Origin of the sequence: Nocardiopsis sp. NPDC050513 (assembly GCF_044457925.1) — a bacterium.
Lineage (GTDB): Bacteria > Actinomycetota > Actinomycetes > Streptosporangiales > Streptosporangiaceae > Nocardiopsis.
Window position 1 is genome coordinate 21,866 of the sequence record NZ_JBITHK010000001.1, and the last position, 19,403, is coordinate 41,268.

The 19,403-nt window shown below is 73.7% G+C and carries 11 protein-coding genes and 1 pseudogene; 5 read left to right on the plus strand and 7 right to left on the minus strand.

Annotated elements, in window-relative coordinates; genetic code table 11:
- The first annotated feature begins 15 nt into the window (after positions 1-15).
- Both kdgD and ACIBFB_RS00095 read left to right on the plus strand, forming a co-directional pair.
- Complete coding sequence (kdgD, locus tag ACIBFB_RS00090; RefSeq protein ID WP_397225391.1) at positions 16-921, plus strand: 5-dehydro-4-deoxyglucarate dehydratase; 906 nt, start codon at positions 16-18, stop codon at positions 919-921.
- 57 nt (positions 922-978) lie between these two features.
- Positions 979-2,580, plus strand: coding sequence for an aldehyde dehydrogenase (NADP(+)) (locus tag ACIBFB_RS00095; protein ID WP_397224437.1), 1,602 nt, complete (start codon positions 979-981; stop codon positions 2,578-2,580).
- A gap of 48 nt (positions 2,581-2,628) precedes the next feature.
- Here ACIBFB_RS00095 and ACIBFB_RS00100 read toward each other — a convergent pair whose 3' ends face one another.
- From ACIBFB_RS00100 to ACIBFB_RS00120, 5 genes are all read right to left on the minus strand, one after another.
- Positions 2,629-3,546: a hypothetical protein gene (locus ACIBFB_RS00100; protein WP_397224439.1), complete on the minus strand. Its 918-nt coding sequence runs from the start codon at positions 3,544-3,546 to the stop codon at positions 2,629-2,631.
- 40 nt (positions 3,547-3,586) lie between these two features.
- A complete protein-coding gene (locus tag ACIBFB_RS00105; RefSeq protein WP_397224441.1) occupies positions 3,587-5,080 on the minus strand; it encodes a CHAD domain-containing protein in 1,494 nt (497 codons plus the stop codon).
- 133 nt (positions 5,081-5,213) lie between these two features.
- Positions 5,214-5,513: a DUF1540 domain-containing protein gene (locus ACIBFB_RS00110; protein ID WP_397224443.1), complete on the minus strand. Its 300-nt coding sequence runs from the start codon at positions 5,511-5,513 to the stop codon at positions 5,214-5,216.
- Positions 5,514-5,646: 133 nt separating this feature from the next.
- A complete protein-coding gene (locus tag ACIBFB_RS00115; RefSeq protein ID WP_397224445.1) occupies positions 5,647-6,366 on the minus strand; it encodes a DUF4386 domain-containing protein in 720 nt (239 codons plus the stop codon).
- 73 nt (positions 6,367-6,439) lie between these two features.
- On the minus strand, positions 6,440-7,174 hold the full coding sequence (locus tag ACIBFB_RS00120) for an NAD(P)-dependent oxidoreductase (protein WP_397224447.1): 735 nt from the start codon (positions 7,172-7,174) through the stop codon (positions 6,440-6,442).
- 99 nt (positions 7,175-7,273) lie between these two features.
- Between ACIBFB_RS00120 and ACIBFB_RS00125 the strand changes: the two genes are divergently transcribed.
- Complete coding sequence (locus ACIBFB_RS00125; protein WP_397224449.1) at positions 7,274-7,948, plus strand: TetR/AcrR family transcriptional regulator; 675 nt, start codon at positions 7,274-7,276, stop codon at positions 7,946-7,948.
- 68 nt (positions 7,949-8,016) lie between these two features.
- Here ACIBFB_RS00125 and ACIBFB_RS00130 read toward each other — a convergent pair whose 3' ends face one another.
- Positions 8,017-8,448: an RICIN domain-containing protein gene (locus ACIBFB_RS00130; protein ID WP_397225393.1), complete on the minus strand. Its 432-nt coding sequence runs from the start codon at positions 8,446-8,448 to the stop codon at positions 8,017-8,019.
- A pseudogene (locus tag ACIBFB_RS00135) lies at positions 8,425-9,243 on the minus strand (family 16 glycosylhydrolase); the annotation flags it as partial. The gene ACIBFB_RS00130 and the pseudogene ACIBFB_RS00135, both read right to left, overlap by 24 nt.
- Positions 9,244-10,112: 869 nt before the next feature.
- Here ACIBFB_RS00135 and ACIBFB_RS00140 point away from each other — a divergent pair.
- A complete protein-coding gene (locus ACIBFB_RS00140) occupies positions 10,113-18,911 on the plus strand; it encodes a hypothetical protein (protein WP_397224451.1) in 8,799 nt (2,932 codons plus the stop codon).
- 34 nt (positions 18,912-18,945) lie between these two features.
- Complete coding sequence (locus tag ACIBFB_RS00145; protein ID WP_397224453.1) at positions 18,946-19,302, plus strand: hypothetical protein; 357 nt, start codon at positions 18,946-18,948, stop codon at positions 19,300-19,302.
- Positions 19,303-19,403: the final 101 nt, after the last annotated feature.

Genomic DNA, 19,403 nt, shown 5'->3' on the forward strand with positions numbered 1-19,403 from the left:
CGTCACGTGAACCCGATGCCCCCCGCCGATCTGGCCGCCCGGCTCGGCTCCGGCCTCCTTTCCTTCCCCGTCACGCACTTTCGCGAGGACCTCGCCGTGGACGAGGACCGCTACCGTGAGCACCTCGCCTGGCAGGCGAGCCACGGGGTGGCCGCGCTGTTCGCCGCGGGCGGCACCGGCGAGGGATTCTCGCTGACCCCCGCGGAGATCGACCAGGTGGTGCGGGTGGCCGTCGACGAGGTCGGCGGCACCGTGCCGGTGCTGGCGCCCGCCACGGGCGGTACCGCCTCCGCGGCGGCCCAGGCCCGTGCGGCGCAGGAGGCGGGAGCCGACGGGATCCTGCTGCTGCCGCCCTACCTCACCGAGGCCCCGCAGGCCGGGCTGGTCGAGCACGTGAGCGCGGTCTGCGCGGCCACCGACCTCGGCGTCATCGCCTACAGCCGCGCCAACGCGGTGTACACGGCGCGGACCGTGGCCGCTCTGGCCGACCGGAACCCGAACCTCATCGGCCTCAAGGACGGCATCGGCGACATCGAGTCGCTGACCCGCGTCCGCGCCAGGGTCGGCGACCGGCTCGTCTACATCGGCGGCCAGCCCACCGCCGAGACCTACGCGCTGCCGCTGCTCGAACTGGGGGTGACCACCTACTCCTCGGCGCTGTACAACTTCGCGCCCGAGTTCGCCCTCGACTTCTTCGCCGCGGTACGGGCCCGCGACCGGGCGGCCGTCCACCGCAAGCTCGACGAGTTCGTCCTCCCCTATCTGGACATCCGCGACCGGACACGGGGGTACGCGGTGTCCATCGTCAAGGCGGGTCTGGACGCCGCCGGTCGCCACGGCGGTCCGGTCCGCCCTCCGTTGACCGGACTGGACGAGGCTGAACGCGCCGAACTGGCCGCCCTCGTCCGGAAGATCGCCTGACGGGCCGACCACGCCCGACAGACAGCCCTCGCCACCCCACACCCGCAAGGAGAAGCCGTGTCCGTTGACGGACGATCGCTCGTGGCCGGAGAGCCCGTCGAGGGAGGAGCAGGAACCCGTCGCGCGGTCGACCCGGCGACGGGCGCGGAGTTCGGCCCCGACTTCGGCATGGTCGACGACAGCACGGTCCGGGAGGCCGCACGCGCCGCACACGACGCGTTCGACACCTTCCGGGCCCAGCCTCCGGACGAGCGCGCGGCGTTCCTGCGCGGGATCGCCGACAACATCGAGGAGATCGGCCCGGAGCTGACCGCGCGGGCGTCCCGTGAGACCGGACTGACCACGGCGCGTCTGGAGAACGAGCGCGCCCGGACCACCGGTCAGCTGCGGATGTTCGCCGACGTCGTCGCCCGGGGCGACGCGCTCGGAGCCCGCATCGACCCGGCCCTCCCCGACCGGCGACCCGCGCCGCGTCCTGACCTGCGCCTGACCCGCGTCCCCCTCGGCCCGGTCGCGGTCTTCGGGGCGAGCAACTTCCCCCTCGCCTTCTCCACCGCCGGGGGCGACACCGCCTCGGCGCTCGCGGCGGGGTGCCCGGTCGTGGTCAAGGCCCACAACGCCCACCCCGGCACCGCCGAGCTGGTCGGCCAGGCGGTCGCCCGCGCCGTCAAGGACAGTGGGCTGCCGGGAGGAGTGTTCTCCCAGCTCTTCGGAGAGGGCACCGCGATCGGCCAGGCGCTGGTGGCCGACCCGAACATCCGCGCCGCCGCGTTCACCGGCTCGCGCGCCGGGGGGACGGCCCTGATGCGCACTGCGGCGGCTCGACCGGAACCGATACCGGTCTTCGCGGAGATGTCCTCGACCAACCCCGTGGTGGTGCTGCCCGGGGCCCTGCGCGAGGACGCCGCCCGCGCGCTCGCGGCGGAGTACGTCGGTTCCCTGACCCTGGGTTCGGGTCAGTTCTGCACCAATCCGGGCCTGGTGTTCGTGCCCGCCACCCCCGGCGGTGACGCGTTCGTCGACGCCGCGCGGGAGCGGGTCGCGGCGGCGACGGGGCAGACCATGCTCACGGGCCCGATCCACAGGGCCTTCGAGAGCGGTGTGGAGGGGCTGGCGGCCAGTCCCGGGGTGGCGGTCCTGGCGCGCGGAACGCGGGGCCGCGGCCCCCACGGACCCGCTCCGGTCCTGTTCGGCACGGACATCGCCGCCTTCACGGCCGACCCCGGGCTCCAGGAGGAGATCTTCGGGGCGGCCGGACTCGTGATCCGCTACTCCTCGACCGACGAGCTCACCGGGGCGCTGGAGTCGATGGAGGGGCAGCTCACCGCCACCCTGCACGCGGACACGGCGAGCGCCGAGGACACCGCGGCTGCCCGGGCCCTCCTCCCGGTGCTGGAACGCAGGGTCGGGCGGATCGTCTTCGGGGGATGGCCGACCGGGGTGGAGGTGACCCACGCCATGGTGCACGGCGGCCCCTTCCCCGCCACGTCGGACCCGCGCGGCACGTCCGTCGGCAGTCTGGCCATCGACCGCTTCCTGCGCCCGGTCAGCTACCAGAACGCTCCGGACGAACTCCTTCCGCCCGCTCTGCAGGAAGCGAACCCCTGGAACCTGGACCGCCGGGTCGAGGGCACGCTCGTGTCCGGAGGTGAGCGGTGACGGACACGCGCCGGACACGGGTCGACGACGGCGTCCTGGAGTTCGCCGTCAGGCCTGCACCGAGACGCCGACGGGGGTCGTGTCGGACCGGAAGTGGACGGCCGGCCAGTAGCCGTCCATGAAGGAGCGGCCGCCGCCGGCCCCTCCGAAGTGGACTTCGAAGTCTCCCGAGCGGTAGACGACCACGTCGCTGGGCGGCGCCGTCTCCTCGAGGAAGCGGGACCTCTCCTCCGCCTCCTCCTCGGGTCCGGCACCGTCCGCGCCCCACGTCCAGAGGAACTCCAACCCGTCGTGGAGGACACGGTCGAACGAAGCGACGAGCGCGCGGACCCGGGGCAGCAGCGCGGCGACCCGTTCCGGTCCGGCGCTGTCGAAGGCCCACCGCGTCTCGCCCCCGCCGACCCGAACGGTCGACTCGTACTCCCGGAGGGCGTCGTGGAGGCGGATCTCACCGAGGACCGCGTCCGTGCGCAGGCGAGGCGGCAGCGACCGGCCGTCCGGGAGGAGGTGGGTCGCCAGGAAGGCCTCCTCGGCGTGCCGCTCGTACGAGGGGTTGTACTCCCGGTTGAGGATCCTGACCTCGGCCAGGCTCCTGAACTGCCGCGGGGTCCCGAGCACGGACCGACCGTCGTCGCTGGTGAGGGTGAAGCGTTCGCCGTCGTCGCTCACGTGGCGCACCGGGAACGAGCCGGGTATCCGCGTCCTCACGTCGAACGAGCCGGGACCGGTCTCGCTGACGAAGGCGATCCTGAGCGTCTGCGTGCCACCGGTCCCGGACTCGACGACGGCCACGCTGCGCAACCCGGGGGCGGTGCGGACGATGTCGCGCGGCCCGACGAGGCCGTTCAGCGTCTCGCCGCCGTCCCGGAGCGCGGACGCGAAGGTGTCCAGGTCGTCCACAAGTCGGCCTCCGGCGTCGGTCCAGGCGCCACGGGCGCGGGCGGGTGCGCCGCGTCGGCGCGGCACGGCGACGATCCTGGCACACCCGGCGCGCGGCACATGCGCCTCAGGTGAACCCGTCGCGTCTCTTCGGACCCGACCGCCACACGCGCGCGGCCTCGTCGATGAGCGCCTCCCCCCGCACGGCCTCGGCCCCGGCCACCGCGCCGAGGGTCACCAGGACCGCGTCCGCGTCCACCGCCTCCAGCAGGGCCGGTGCGTGCTCGTCGAGGTAGGTCCGCAGGGCCACGCCGTCCTGGTGCTCGCCGAGCACGTCCTGGAGGCGGGACGACCAGGTGCGTACGCGTTCGGCGCGCTTGCCCAGGACGGGACCGGCGAGCGTGGCGGCGTAGCGGGTGCGTTTGGCGGCCTTGCGCACCTCGTGCCAGGCGGTCAGCCGCGTGTCGGCGTCCTCGGCGGCCTCCGCCCGGTCGTGCGCGGCGGACATCCGGCGGCAGGCCCGTCCGAGGTCGCGTGCCAGGACGGGACCCGGCTTCCGGTCGGCCGCCCCGGTCAGCGGCGGGTCGGCGCGCAGGCGGTCCAGGGCGTCCAGCAGCGCGAAGTAGCGCGGACCCGACAGCTCCTCGGTGATCCGCCGCATCTCGGCGGCGCGGTGGTCGTCGATCGCGTGGAGCCAGACGTCCGTGAGCCGGTTCCCGACCGCGCGGTCGGGGAGGTCGCCGATCCACCGCGCGCACCTCTCCCGGAGGACCTCCAGGTCCCGTGCCAGCCCCAGTACGCGTGCCAGGCGGCGGAGCTCGTCCGCGACCGGCCGCGTGGACCTCCGGTCCAGGACGGAGGGGAACACCTGGAGCACGGCGCGGATCCTGCGGGTGGCCACCCGCATCTGGTGCACGGCGTCGGGTTCGTCGAGGCGGACCTTCGGGTCGTGTTCCAGCAGGTGCTCCACCTGGTCCCACAGGTAGGACAGGACCACGTCGCCCGCGGTGCCGCCCGCGGGGCGGGGCACGGGGCGCGCGACCCGGTCGCCGAGCAGGGTGAGGAGCTTGGTGCCGGTCGCGGAGGGTGCGGCCCCGGCCGAGGTCAGGCGTCGACCGATGTCGCGCTGCAGTGCGCGGCCGCCCCCGGCGAGTTCGATCTCGACCTCCCGCCACGCGACGGTGGCGGTGGTCTCGCCGGTGACCGTGTCGTCGGCGACCAGGGCGAGCGGCTCGCCCGCGGCGTCGCGCAGCTCGTACTCGGTGCGCCGGGTGCCGATCCGGGCGACCGGGTGCAGCGACCCGCCCCGGGCGGCCGAGGCGGCGAGCCGCGCCAGTTCGGGCGGGACCGTGCCGGTGTCCCCGCCCAGCGGAGCGTGGAACTCGCGCTTGGCGTCCGTGCCCCACGGGATCTTCAGATGCCAGCCCGCGTCCGTGCCGCCGGTGCGTCGGCGCAGCGTGATGCGGCGCGCGGCCAGGCGCAGGTCGTCGGTGTCGTAGTACGTGGCGTCCAGCTCGTGTGCCCGCTCCTCGATCCCGCCGGGGGCGAGGTCGGCCAGGTCCGGCAGTCGCGCGTGCGTGTCGACGGAGTAGGTGGTCTCGATCTCGATGTGGTCGGGCACCGGTGGTTCACCTCCGGCGTCGCGCCTCGCACCCGCACGGGCGGGGGCGCGTGGTGGAGCCTTGTGCCTACGGTCTACCCGCGCGGCGCCGCGGGCAAGGCGTCGCGGCGGGTCGGGGCCCGACCGGCCGGGGTCAGGCGGGCGCGTAGGTGAGGCAGTCCACCTGGTTCTCCACGAAGCCCACGTTGATGCCCGGGGCCTGGCATTCGAGGTGGACGTTGTGCTCGCAGTCGGACATCTTGCAGGCGCCGACGTGCCCGGTCTGGACGGGGTCGCCTCCACTGCTGCCGTCGCCGAAGAAGGTGTCGCAGTGGGCGCGGGGCTCGTTGCCCACGGTGATGGCGAGGGCGTGGCAGGAGTGGTCGGTGTTGTACGCGCAGGCGTGCGCCTCGCACGAGTTCACCAGGGGCATGTTCATCAGCGGCAGGTTCACGGCGGTCCCTCCAGGACATCGGCGACGCTCCAGAGCCTCCCACGTGGAACTCCGCGCAGCCAGAACATCGCTCCGTGTCACACGAGATCGCGTGCCGCCTCCGACCTCGGAGGCGGCACGCGGCGGCCGGCCGTCAGACGGCGGGGCGGGCCGCGGCGGGAGCCCGGGCGCCCGGGTCGGGATCCCGCACGGACCTCACCAGCAGCCACAGGATGAACGACACCTCCGCGATCGCCGGAGGGGTCATGACGAACGGCGAGATGCTCGCGCCGAGATCGGGGGCGAGGAAGCGCGCGAGCACGTCCGTGAGGTGGCCGAGGCATCCGATCACCAACAGGACCCCCAGCGCCCTGGGGAAGTAGCCCGACCTGATGACGAGGTAGCCCAGCGGCAGGAGCCACAGGCCGAAGTAGGTCTGGGCGATGAGGTATCCGTCGTGGCGCATGTCGGCGAACAGCATGACCAGCCGGTCGGAACCCGCCGTGCCGAAGGCGCCCGCGTAGTCCTCGCCGGTGGCGACGTTCAGCGCCGTCATCTGGTTGAGCAGGTTCAGGCTCTGGATCGCGACGCTGACCGCCACGAACGTGACCATCGCGGCGGCGACCAGCGGGTGGACGTGCCTGAGCAGCGCGTACAGGGCCATGGCCGTCATGAGGAAGGCCGTGGCCCCGACCAGCTCGCTGACGAATCCGACGCGGTAGAGCGTGGCCGAGGCGGCGACGGCGTCGGCCGTGGCCCCCGCCTCTCCCGACTCGGCGACGCGCGTGTTCACCACTCCGGCGAAGATGGTGAACACGGCGACGAGCAGGTACAGGAACCCCGCGACCCTCGCGAGCTTCTTCGGTTCCGTCACAGTGCGGCCCTCCCCGGGTTCGCGTTGTCGGTCGGCCGCACCCGGCGGGGTCGGCGCCTCAGGCGCACGCCGTTCACGCCGGGCCGCCGGCGTGGGCGAGGGCCGACGGGGTCAGTCGGCCGACGATGGCCGGGGCCTCGCGGACGAGGGCGTCGTCGTCCACCGCCTCGACCATGAACCGGGCGTAGTCCACGCGCCGGGTCAGGTTGCTCGCCAGGACGGGGTCGCCCACGTGCCGGCTCCACACCGGCAGGCCCTGGCTCTCGCCCTCCTCCAGGTCGCTGCCCCGCACGACCGTCCAGCTGGTGTCACTGGCGAAGATCCGCCGGCACGCCTCCACCTGGTCGTCCACGTCGACGACGCGCGCCAGCTTGGCCAGCCGGCCGAACACGGCCGCGTACAGCCTGAACCTCCGGCTGTACACGTCCTTTCCGTCGCGCGTGATGTGCCAGCCGCAGGAGAACACCAGCCGGGCGCCCGGACGCGCGTGGTCGAGCACGGCCTGGGCCGTACCGGTGGCGTAGTGGTTCACCCCCCACGGCACCAGGACCGTGAGCACGGCGTCGCACCCGTCCACCGCCCGCGCGATGGCCTCGCGGTCGTCGGTCATCCCGGGGATCACGGTGATCCGGCCCCCGAAACCGGCGAGCTTGTCCACGCTCCGCTCCCGGCACACACCCACGACCTCGTATCCGCGGTCCAGGGCGTGCCGCACCATGTGGCGCCCGAGCTTGCCCGACGCGCCGACGACGCACACCCTCCTCCCCGCTCCCGACTTCCCGACTGCGTCCGCACCGGCCGGTTCCATGTCCCTCTCCTTCACTCGCCGCTTGCCTCTTACGGTGTAAGGTACAGCCTTGCAGTGTAAGGTTGTCAAGTGTCCAGACAGCCCCGACAGGAGGACCCCGTGAGCACGGAGCCGACCGACACGCCTCGCCGCGACCCGCTGAGCAAGGAGACGGTGCTCCGCGCGGCGGTGGAACTGGCGGACGAGGCCGGCACGGGCGCGCCGAGCATGCGCGGTCTCGCCAGGCGGCTCGGCATCGAGGCCATGTCGCTCTACCACCACTTCCGGAACAAGGAAGCGATCCTCGACGGCATGGTCGACCTCGTCTTCGGCGAGATCGCCCTCCCCTCGGGCGACGCCGGCTGGCGGACGGCGATGCGGCGCCGGGCGGTCTCGATGCGCGACGCACTGACCCGGCACCCGTGGGCGATCAGCCTGATGGACTCACGGACCAGCCCCGGCCTGGCGACCCTGCGCCACCACGACGCGGTCATCGGCTGCCTGCGCGCGGGGGGCTTCTCGATCTCCGGAGCGGCGCACGCGCTGTCCGTACTGGACGGATACGTCTACGGGTTCACGCTCCAGGAGCTCAGCCTGCCCTTCACGTCATCGGCGGACCTGGAGGACGTGGCGGGCTCCATGCTGGAACGGATCCCCGGCGGCGCGTTCCCGCATCTCGCGGAGATGATCGCCGACCGCGCCCTCAGACCCGGTTACGCGTACGCCGAGGAGTTCGACGTCGGACTCGACCTGATCCTCGACGGCCTCGAACGGCGGCGGGAGACCTGGCGTTAGGCGACGCGTCCGGCGACGGCCGGGGACCGGCCGCGCGGGCCGGTCCCCGGGGAACGGTGTCCGGCCGGTCAGGCGGGCACGGTCCACTGCTGGTTCTGGCCGCCGTGGCAGGTCCAGATCTGCAACCGGGTGCCGTCGGCCAGGCTCCCGCCGCGGGCGTCCAGGCACATCCCCGACTGCGGGTTGCGCAGCGCCCGCGTCGCGGAGGAGTAGGTCCACGTCTGCGCCCCGGTGCCGTTGCACTCCCACAGCTGCACGTCGGTTCCCGCGGCGGTGCCGCCGCCCGCGACGTCCATGCACATGCCGAAGGCCCGAACGGTGCCGTCGGCCGCCATGGTCCACTGCTGTGCCTGGTTGCCGTTGCAGTGCGCGACCTGGACGGGCGTTCCGTTGGCGGTGGCCGCACCCGCCACGTCCACGCAGATGCCGGTGGGCGCGGTGATGGTTCCGGTCCCGCCCCCGGAGCCGGTGCCGGTGTCGTAGACCCGCACGTAGTCCACGACCATCCGCTGAGGGAACTGGGTGGTCGCGTCCGGGTAGCCGGGCCAGTGGCCGCCGACGGCGACGTTGAGGATCATGAAGAACGGGTGGTCGTAGACCCAGGGGTTGCCGCGCACGTCGTCGGGGGTGAAGGTCTGGTAGGCCGCGCCGTCCACCGACCACGTGATGGCGCCGGGGGTCCAGTCGATCGCGAAGGTGTGGAAGTCGTCGGCGAACGACCATCCCTGGGGATGCGTGTAGGACCCTGTGACGCCCTGCCCGCCCGAGTAGCCGGGGCCGTGCAGGCTGCCGTGCACGAGGTGGGGTTCGCGGCCGATGTTCTCCATGACGTCGATCTCGCCGGAGTCCGGCCAGGGGGTGCCGGGGAACGTGTCCCCGAGCATCCAGAAGGCGGGCCAGACGCCCTGGCCGCGCGGGATGCGGATGCGTGCCTCGAAGCGGCCGTAGGCGCGTTCGAACCGGTCCTGGGTGGTCATCCGGGCGGAGGTGTAGGAACCGTCGCTCTCACGCCGTGCGGTGATGACGAGGTTGCCGTTCCCGTCGAGCGCGGAGTTGGCCCGGCTGGTGGTGTAGTTCTGCAGTTCGGCGTTGCCCCAGCCGTGGTCACCGGTCTCGTGGCGCCATCGGGCGGGGTCGGGAGCGCTCCCAGCGGGTCCGTCGAACTCGTCGGCCCAGACCAGGTCGCCGGGTGCGGCCGCGGACGCGACCCGCGGAGCCTGCGCCGCCCCTGGGACGGGGGACGCCTGCGCGCCGGCCGTGGCCGCGCTCTGCGCCGCGGTCGGACCCGCGACCATCAGGACGGCGGTCGCGGCCAGGGCGAGGGCGCCCCGCCTGCGGCGGTGCGGCGCCCGGGGTCGCGAGGGGCGGAGGAATCGGGGGGTGCGGTGGGGGGCGGTCGGGCTCATCTGACATCTCCGAACTGCGTGCCCGGCTCCGGCGGCGGCCCGCGGAGCGGGGGCCGCGCACGGACCGGTCCGACTCGATGGAGGGTGGGGTGGACGCGTGCGACCCCTGATCGTGACACTTCGGGGCAGCACCGTCACAGATTGAAGGGAAAACAAACCTTACATTTACCGCCGCCTCGGGACAAGAGGGTCCGGTGCGACCGTGGAATCGCTCCCACCCGCGCCCCGGACTCCGGGGCGCCCCCACGCCCTCCCCGGGCGGCGGCGACGTGGGACGACCCATGTCCGACCATGGCGGCGGGGTCACCCCCGCGCCCGCGCCGCCTGGACCACACCCGCGCTGCACCGCTTCCGCGTCCGGACGCGTGGCCGCGAGGCGGTCCGCACGTGTTTCTTTCCCCACGGTTTCTTCCACCACGACGACAGGTGTACGGAATGGTAATTCACCACAGAAAACCACATCGCGCGGCATTCGGCGGCGGCATCGCGACGACGCTGCGGAGCCGGTGCCCGAGGGTCCGTTCTGACCCGCATCGACCCTGTTCAGCACCCCTCAGGGTCGACCTCGGACAGGAGGGGACAGGCGAAAGGAAACTCCCGATCCCATCGGAAGAGCATCGGTCGTTCACCGTCCGACCGCTGTCGGCCGAACAGATCATGAACAACGGATCCGAACACCGATCCTCGATAAATCGCGGATATGTTGGCTTGCGCTTGCGCGTCTGCGGTTCTGTGTGAGGTGAGGTGGGGGGCATCCGATGGGGATGCAGATTCCGGACGGACTCGTCAACCTCTTCTACGGGCTCACCGGGACCAAGTGGCCGGACGTGGACGAGGATCGGCTGCGCGACCTGTCCGACATGTACGAGACCGTCCAGTACATCCTCGACACCGAACTGCCCGAACTGGTGCTCCTGCTGCGGCGCAAGGTCAGCCTGACCTTCGACGGCCGGACCACCGACTACTTCGAGCGCTCCCTGGCCCAGTTCACCGCGGGCGAGCGCGACTACCTGGGTGAGGCGGGGCGGCTCGCGGAGGAGATCAAGGAGTACGCGCGCGAGGCCGCCAACCAGGTGGAGTACGCCAAGTGGATGATCATCGGACAGCTCGTCCAGCTGGCCCTGGAGATCGCCTGGGCGATCGCCATGTCCTACTGGACGTTCGGCGCGTCGCTGTCCTGGATCACGCTGTTCACGTTCGTCCGTCAGGAGATGATCCGCCGCATCCTCAACTGGCTGGTGTGGAACCTGCTGAGCCACCTGTTCGTCGCCCAGCTGTTCGGGGTGACGATGGACCTGCTCATCCAGCGGATCCAGAGGGACGAGGGCAACCGGGACGAGTGGGACAGGGAACTGACCCGGATGGCCTCCGCCGGGGCGTTCGTGGAGGGGCTGCTCAGCGCCGGGCTGTCCTTCGGCGCCGACGTGTTCCTGTCCAAGCGGCTGTCCGGCGCCCTCGGCGACAGCGTCGGCGACGTGTCCGCCGACGCCGCCACCCCGCCTCCGCGGTCGCTCGACCCGGACCCAACGCCGGACCCGACGGCACCCCCTCGGGACCCTTCCCCGCCCCGAGGGTCGGCCCGCGACGGCGCCCCGGCGCCCGCCGACCGGCCGGACGACCTCGACGGGCCCGGCGACGGCGATCGGCCGGGCGACACCGACAGCACCGGCGCGCCCGGCGACGGCGACGTGACACCCCGGTTCGGGCGGGACCTGTCCCACCTGTTCAGCCGCAACTCCTTCGCCTTCCTCAGACCCGAGCAGATCCCCGGCGGTGGGTGGAAGGCGCCTGGAGCGGCACAGCGGTTCCGCGACGACGCGGCCAGGACCTTCGAGCGCGACCTCGGTCCGGTGCTGGGCGGGAACGCCGCCCGCGACCTCGGCCGCGACTACGCCGACACCTTCCTCGGGAACTGGGACACACCCGACCTCCGACCCGCGCTCGACGACCTGCTCTCTTCGGTGCCGCTGCCGAGGGCGACCCGCGACCACCTCGCCCACGACGTTCCCGAGGCGCTCACGCGGACCCTGGGCGAGTTCGGCACCACGTGGTGGGACCGCCTGCTCAACCTCGGCGTCGGCGCCGGTTCGGGAGCCTTGGAGGGGTACCTTGGGGAGGGGTTCACCAACCTCCTGTTCTCCCCGGAGCGGGAATGGAAGGCGTCGGGGATGTCCGCCGTCGCGGGCGCGACGACCTCGACGGTGCAGCAGCTGGCCACCTGGGGCGGGGTCGCGGCGATCGACGGCCTGCGCGATCTGAGGATCGCGGCACCGGACACCGCCCCGCCCGCGACGGACTCCGATTCCGCCACCCGGGGAGCCGATCCACCGCGCTCGGCCGAGGGCCCCGCGTCGTCCGGCGAGAGCGATCCCGTCCGGGAGGGGGACTCGGAGGATTCGGACACCGGGACAGGGGACGACGTCTCGGGAGCGCCCTCGGACGGCGTGCCGGGGGACTCCCCGGCCGACACCGACGCGCCCTCCCTCTCACGCGCCCCGGACACACGCCTCAGGTCGGTCCCCGAGGGGGAGAGCGACACCACCTCGGATTCCGGGGGGATCCCCTCCCCCGCCCGCGACGGCGACGCGACGGTCGACGGAGAGACGTCGCCGGTGGAGGCCGACGCCCGCGACCTCGCGGACCTGTTCCAGGCGGAGCTGCGGACAGGCGTCGACTCCCCCGCGACGGGCGACGCCCGGACGGAGCCCCGGGACACGCCGCACCCGGCCGTGTCCGCGCTCTCCAGGAATGTGCCGGACGCGCACGTCCCCGCCGCCGACGGAGGTCGGTCGTCCGCTGACCCGTCCCCCGAAGAGGTCCCGCTGCCCTCGTCGCGTCCTGGTTCGTCGTCCTCCCCGGGTGCCCCGTCCGTCGTCGGTGTCGGAGGCATGAACGCACAGGAGAGCACCGCGGTGTCGGAGACGTCCGCGCCGGACGCCCCCGGGCTGTCCGGCGTCCCCGCTCCCGTCGGCTTCGGCTCCTCGACCGCCCCCGTGCCCGCCGATCCCGGTGCCACCGGAGCCACCGCGGGCCAGAACGCGGCCGACCAGCGCCACGACACCCCGCGACGACCACCAGCAGCCACTCCCGCTTCCCGGAACGACAGTCCCGAAGCCACCCACGGCGGCACGACCCGCACCGACCCCCGCGACGCCACCCAGTCACCACCCCAGACGACCGACGCGGCCACGCCCGAGAACACCACCCCAGCCGCAGCGCGAACCAGCACCCCCCAGACGTCCACCGATCCCGGGCTCCGAGACGGCGCCGACCCCGTCGACACCACCGGCAGCCCCACGAACACCGACGCCCCACCCCAGCCGCAGGACGTCTCACCCCTGCCCCCACCGCCCAGCGGACCCGCTCCGCCCGCCCCGACCGGACCGGCGCCGCCCACACCCGCCCAGGACCCGACCGTCCGCCTGAACTACCTGATCACCACGGGGTGGATCGAGGCCTACGGCGTGCGCGTGGACCCCGACGCCGTGCTCTCCGCCGTGCGGCCCCCGCTCCCCGACGACGTGCGCGACCGGTTCGCGGAACAGCTCTCCCAGGACGTGCGCCCGTTCTTCCGCCCGGGCGGCGTGCCCGTCCAGGGCCAGGACGGCCGCGCCTACCGGCTCAACCTCGCGGCCGAGGACGACTGGCGCCCGAGCCCCACGACCGTCGGCGGACCGGCGCGGGCCGGGTTCAAGGGGCTCGACGACATCCAGGAGCAGACCGGGCAGTCGCTCTCGGACTCGTCCGGCGCGGTCAAGCGCGTCGGGATCCAGTTCACCGGCCACCTGCTCGCCACCGGAGGCATGGTTCCGCTGCCCAGCTTCCGCGGGAACCTCGGGATCGGGTCGAGTTCCTGGCAGCATTCCGGCGAGACCGGGCAGACGCGGACGCGCACCACGGAGATGACCGGCACGGGGGCGGAGTACTCGGCCGACCTCCTGGTCGGGCTGGACGCGGCCGGACGGGACGGCGTGCCCGCCGTCGTGCGGCGGGGGGTGGAGCTCACGCTCATGGGCGGCCTGGCGCCGCGGCGAAGCGACCTGCCGGACACCATCGCCTTCCCCGACCCGCTCGGGCCCCGGCCGCCGCGGACACCGGCGCCCGCCAGGATCGGCGGCTACCTGTCCAACAGCCACCCGCTCTCCGCCGAGGAGGTCCCCGTCACCGGCGGCGTCCCCGCCGGGACGCGCACCACGGACCAGGGGATCGCGGAGTGGATCGCCGACCGGCTGGGCCTGTCCACGCCCGTCCGGCCGGCGCGGTGGAACCCGCTCCGACGCCTGTACACGCCGGGGGAGGGCGCGGCCCGGAGCCCGTGGGCGGAGCGGCGGCGCATGCGGGCGCTCGACCTCGTCACGGGCACGTTCCGGCCCGACTCCCTGGCCAGGAACCTGCCCGTGATGACGGGCGAGGCGGTCGTCCTGACCTTCACCGACTCCGAGGGGCGCCCGACGCCGGTCACCGTGTGGTCCTTCCCGCTGCGCATGACCAACGTCCCGGACATCCCCGAGTCCTTCAACCTCAAGCACACCGACAGGTTCGCCCGGGGGAGCACCACCGCGGCCCACCGGAGCACCGGTTTCACCGTGCGCCCCGGTTTCGGTCTGATGGAGCGGCTGCCCGGGGACGCGGTCCGTCTCGAGATACCGCTGCTGGAGTACGGGTACTCGCGGGAGACGGCGTTCCACCGCGCCCGGCAGTCGGCCGCCTGGGAATCACACCTGTTCCACAGCACGGACACCGCCGTCTACCGGGTCCGACGGCGCGTCGCCGTGTGGGTGGACGACGACGCCGCCCCGACCCTGTTCGACGTCGCCTCCGTCGAGGCCGTCACCGCGCACGAGGCCCGGACCCTGGACGACCCCTCGGCCAACGCCCCCCTGCCCGGCGGCCCCGCTCCGCGTGACCCCTTCCTGAACCGCCCCCGCCTCACCCACTTCGGCGACTCCCAGGTCCGGGACGTCACCTTCCCGGACGGCGCGGAGGTACGGAGCGACGCGGAGAACCGGCTCGTGACCGTCTTCGGCGAGTTCGCCCACCGGCTGCTGACGCGGATCGACGCCAGGTATCCGGGCCTGGTCCTACCGCCCATGGCGCTACCGGGCGCCGCCCGGCCCGGACGGTCCCACGCCGGGTGGAACCACCGGCGCAACCGCGACACCGCGGTCGGGAACACGGTCAAGGTGCTGAGCGCCGTCAACCTCCAGTCCTTCCGCTTCCAGCACGGCGACTGGACCGGGCAGGGGTTGGAGATCAAGCTGACCGAGACCAAGCTGCTTCCGGGGGGCAACGAGGCGGGCGAGTTCCGGATCACCGTCCCCGACCACATCTCGCTGTGGGTGACCGCCGACGTGGGCGCCCCCGTGCCCGGACCGCAGCTGAAGGACTCGCACACCGGCAGCACGTCGGGGGCGTCGGCCGGTCTGCGCCACCGCGACGCCACGTGGAGGTCGCACCAGGTGGAGCTCCGTGCGGCCGCCACCTGGCGAGGCGTGGACGTCGTCGACTCCGGTGACGTCCCGCTGTTCTCCGGGGGCGGCGGGGCCCGGCTGACGGGTGAGCGCCGCTCCGTGAACCAGCGCGGGTCGGGCCGTTCGGTCACCGCGGAGGACAACGTCAAGGACAAGGGCGGAACGCAGCTGTACTTCGCCGAGGTCGAGTTCGGCGCCTGGATCGGCCCCGGTGACAATCTCGTTCCCCGCTCCGCCCGGATCGACCGACCGCCGCCGCTCACCTCACGCGGCCTGTTCACGGACGGGCGGGACCGCGTACGCGGCCGCATCGAACTCCACGCGCCGCGGCCGGGCAGGGCGATTCCGCTCGATCCGCCGCCCGCACGGCCGCCAGGGTCCTTCCGCCGTCTCCCGGCGGCACAGGCCCGCGACCTGTTCCGCGACGGCGCACCGGCGACGCTGACCACGACGCGAACCGGCGGCGACGCGCCGCCGGTCTCGCGCACGCGGGCCGCCGAGATCCTGTCGAACACCTTCCACGTCGTGCAGGTCTTCGACCCCGCCGTCACCCGGGGCGGCGATCTCCCCACCAGCGTGCTCACCCGCGGCTTCGACGAGTTGAACCGGATGCTGCGCAGGTTCCCGGACAAGCTGGAGTCCGCGTCGGGCATCGGACAGATCCTCGGCAACCACATGTCGCCCCAGCAGCTCGCCGCCACACCGGCGTTGGCGTCCGGGCACGGCAGCCGCCTGCGTTTCCAGACCGACAACAAGCTCCCGCCCACGCGCAACCGCACGACCGTCGCCACCTGGTTCCTGACCACCAGGGTGGAGTCGCTGGCTCCCCGGCCGTCAGCCTCCGTGGAGGCCTCCCACACCAAGGAGAGCCAGATCGGGACCGCGAGGGTGACCACCCGCGGTCTGTTCTTCGGCGTCTTCGGCCGGGGCGGACTCAACACCAACCGCGGTGGCGCGCCCGGGGGCCCTCCCCCGCCGACCGCGATGGACCCGATCATCGGCCCCGGTCTGGAAGCCCGCTACCAGTTCCTCGGGCGGGGGGACACCGCCTCGACGTCGCGGATCCTGCGCTCGCGGACCGAGGTCAAGCTGCGGGGTCCCTCGTTCGAGTTCGTGGCCGACGGCGTGGTCGCCCAGGCGTTCGAGGTCAAGCACGACTTCAGCCTGGGCCTGACGATCCCCCGCACTCCGGGGGAGTCGGACCACGCGGCGTGGACGGCGCCGATCGCGCAGGCGCAGAAGGGGGTGGTCCCCGCCCTGTGGGCCTACATGGACGGCCTGGTGCGGGACCGGGTCGACTGGGCGCCCGACGGCGCGCTCACCGTCGGTCCGCATCCGCCGCCCGCCGCCCCGCGGGCAGCGGTCCGACCCATGGACGGGTTCGCCGACAAGGGCTACCAGTCCCGGCCCCTGGACCCCGGGGCGGCGCTCGACGACCTCGTCGCGCAACTGTCCGCGGGCGGCTACGAACTCACCGGCACCAGCCGTGAGGACCTGATCCACCAGCTGTCGACGCACATGGCCCGCGACCTGGACCATGTCCCGCCGACGCGGGTGCGCGTCCGGTCGAAGGGCTTCTCGCACGGCGCGACGCTCAACCTGGAGGTGGGGCGCGGGGCCAGCCGCACCCGGCAGTTCGGCGGAATGATGGAGTTCGTGGAGCGCGTGGTCGTGGTCCGCAGCGCCGACAGGGGAACGCTGGAGACGTCCGGCTGGTCGGTCTCCGGGCTGATCGAGGCACGGGGCCCGATCGAGGGCGGCACGGGATCGGTCGCCGCCCTCCAGTCCGGCGGGGACGTCGTCGTCCGGCGCCAGGCGGGTCAGGAGAACTCCGGGTCCGACAGCGTGTCGGTGGAACGCACCTACGAGCGGGTGGGGTTCGGCCCGTACGGAGTGGTCTCGACGGACACCACGCTGACCCTGACGGTGGAGGTCGGGGGGCGCGTCTTCACGGGGACGGGACCCAGCGGCACGGTGGAGACCATCCAACCGGTGTCCTACCTCACCGTCGACGGGGACGCCCCGGGCACGGAACCCGACGACGCCGGGATCGCGGACCTGTCCAGGCGGGCCCGGGACCACCGGGCGGAGGTCACGAAGCTTCTGGAGGAGGCCCGCAGAGCCAGGGCGAACCTCGACTGGCTGGAACGGGATGCCCAGCACCTGCGTGAGAACGCCATCCCGCGTGTCCAGGCGAACCGCGATGCCGCCGAGCAGACGCGGGACCGGCTCAGGAACCGGATCCGCCGGGCCGAGGAGGAGATCACGGAGGTCGAGAGGGCCGCGCGGACCCAAGCCGACCGGGCCGTCCGGTTCAGGCACCGGCAGGATCGGGAGCAGGCGGTCGCCGACGCCGCCGAGGCCCGGAGGAATCAGGCCGCGGAGAGGGTCAGGGCCATCACAGCCGCTCGCGACGCCGCGCGCGAGGACGAGGACGAGGACTCCGGCGCGGAGGAACGGATCCGGGCGCTCGGTGACCGCGCGAGCCGGTGGCAGGACGCGGCCGACCGCGCGGACGGGGCCCGCTGGGACGCGCGGCGGAGCGCCGCCATGATCGGCATGTACGCGGACGCCGCGAGGGGGCACCTCGACGCGGCCGCCGAGCAGGCGGAGTCGCTCCGGAACGGCATCCGCGACCTCGAAACCCGGCTGGGGAGGGCGGAGGACGACGCCACCCGGGCCCGGAGGCGCCTGGACGGGCTGAACAAGCAGTTCAGGAGCACCCTGGCCGGTATCGACGCCAACCGAACGACCGTGCGCGACGCCCGCTTCGAGGCCGCCGACCACCAGCGGAGGGCGGACCGGCTCGACCAGCAGGTCAGGGACGCGCGCCTGGCCCGGACCCGGCCCGCGGACGACGGCCCCGGCACCGCCCCGGCCGCAGGCGACACGGGCCCCGCACCCGCGGGCCGAGCGGACGGGCCGACGACCGCACCCGGCACGGTCGCGGACGGCGCCCCCGCGACCGACGCCGTCACGGCCTGGACCGCCCGGCAGGCGCGCCTCGGCTACGTCTCCCTCCGGAGCGGGGGCGGCACCGACGCCCCCGTCGCGGTGCAGGGCGGCGGTCGGAGCGTGTTCGACGCCGCGATCGAGTCGGCCGCCCGGGACAAGGGGTGGCGCCCCAGGGACGGCGGCGGCTCCGCACACGAGTACCTGGACGCCAACGCGGGCGGGAGGACGGGCATCAACCCGATCAGCTCGGTGGCGGGCGAACTCGTGCTCCGCGGGCTCGCGCCCGAGGCCCTGCGGCGCGCCGACGGCGTGGAGCTGTCGGACGTGAACGGCACGACGGTGGGCCTCAAGGCACTCGTCGACCCCACCCGCGCCGCGATCGTGTCGGCGAGCGGGGACAGCCGGGCCCGGGGATCCGAACACGGGCAGCACGGGGTCTCCGCCGCGCAGACGGAGTCCAGCGCGAACGCCCTCGAGGTCGCCGGCCAGGTCCTGACCGACGCCCGCCCGCAGGACCGGCTCCGCACGAGCCCGGCCGGAGTGGACCTGGCGGGCAACGCGCGGTCGGGGCAGGGCCGGTCCTCCTCCAGCCGGACCGGCGCGGTCGCCGAGGGCCCGGGTACCGCCCGCCAGTTCCTCGTCCGGGTGCCCGCCGTGTGGCTGGCGTGGAGCGCGCCCGCGGGCTCCCCCGCCGACCAGCGCCACCCCGTCCAGGCGGAGGCCTCCGTCACGCTGTGGATCTCCGAGACCAGGGCCAGGGAATGGAACCTGCGCACCGACACCCCCGAGATCGACGGCCTGCTCAAGGCGGAGGAGGCCTTCGCCGAGGCCGACGCGGCCTACATGGCCGCCCGCCTGCCGCTCCTGGAGCTGGTCGGCACGCGCGACGGGGCCGGCGACGGATTCCGCGACCGGTACCGGGCACAGGTGCGGCTCATGGAGCGGGCCGCCGCGGACCGCGAACGGGCGCTGCGCGGGCTGGAGCGGGCGCTGGCCGCGGCCCGCGGTCGCGCGTGGCCGCCCCCGCCGGCCACGGCCGCCTCGGGCCCGCCGCGGGGACGGAGCCGCCAGGACCAGCTGATCCACGACTTCACCGCGACCCTGACACCCGCGTCGGGACCGGCCACCTGACCGGGTCCGGCACACCAGGACAAGGAGATCACCGATGCCGACGAACGACCGCCTCAGCGTCAGCCCGGAGGAACTGGCCCGGGCCGGGCGCGAGCTGCGCGAACCCTCCCGCCTCCTGCGCGAGTCCTTCGAGCGCCTGCGCTCCCAGCGCGCGGCGCTGGGGCCGCCGTGGGGCGCGGGCACCGACGAGACCGCCGAGTCCGTCCGCGGCGACCTCACCCCCATGCTCGACCTGCTGGACGAGTTCGGCGTCGCTCTGGCCCAGGCCTTCGAGCAGACGGCGGACGGGGTCGTCCGCTCGGCCCGCAGTTACCAGAACGCCGAGGACCTCGCCTTCGAACAGGGCGACTGGCTGACGGCGGAGGGCGGCGGGAGCGCCGGACGGCGGTGACGGGCGGGCGCCCCGTCGAACGCACGCGGCTGGTCCCCGTGTCGTACACCGGCTGAGCGCGGCCCGACGACGAGGATGGCTGCGACGCCGCCGCTGTGAAA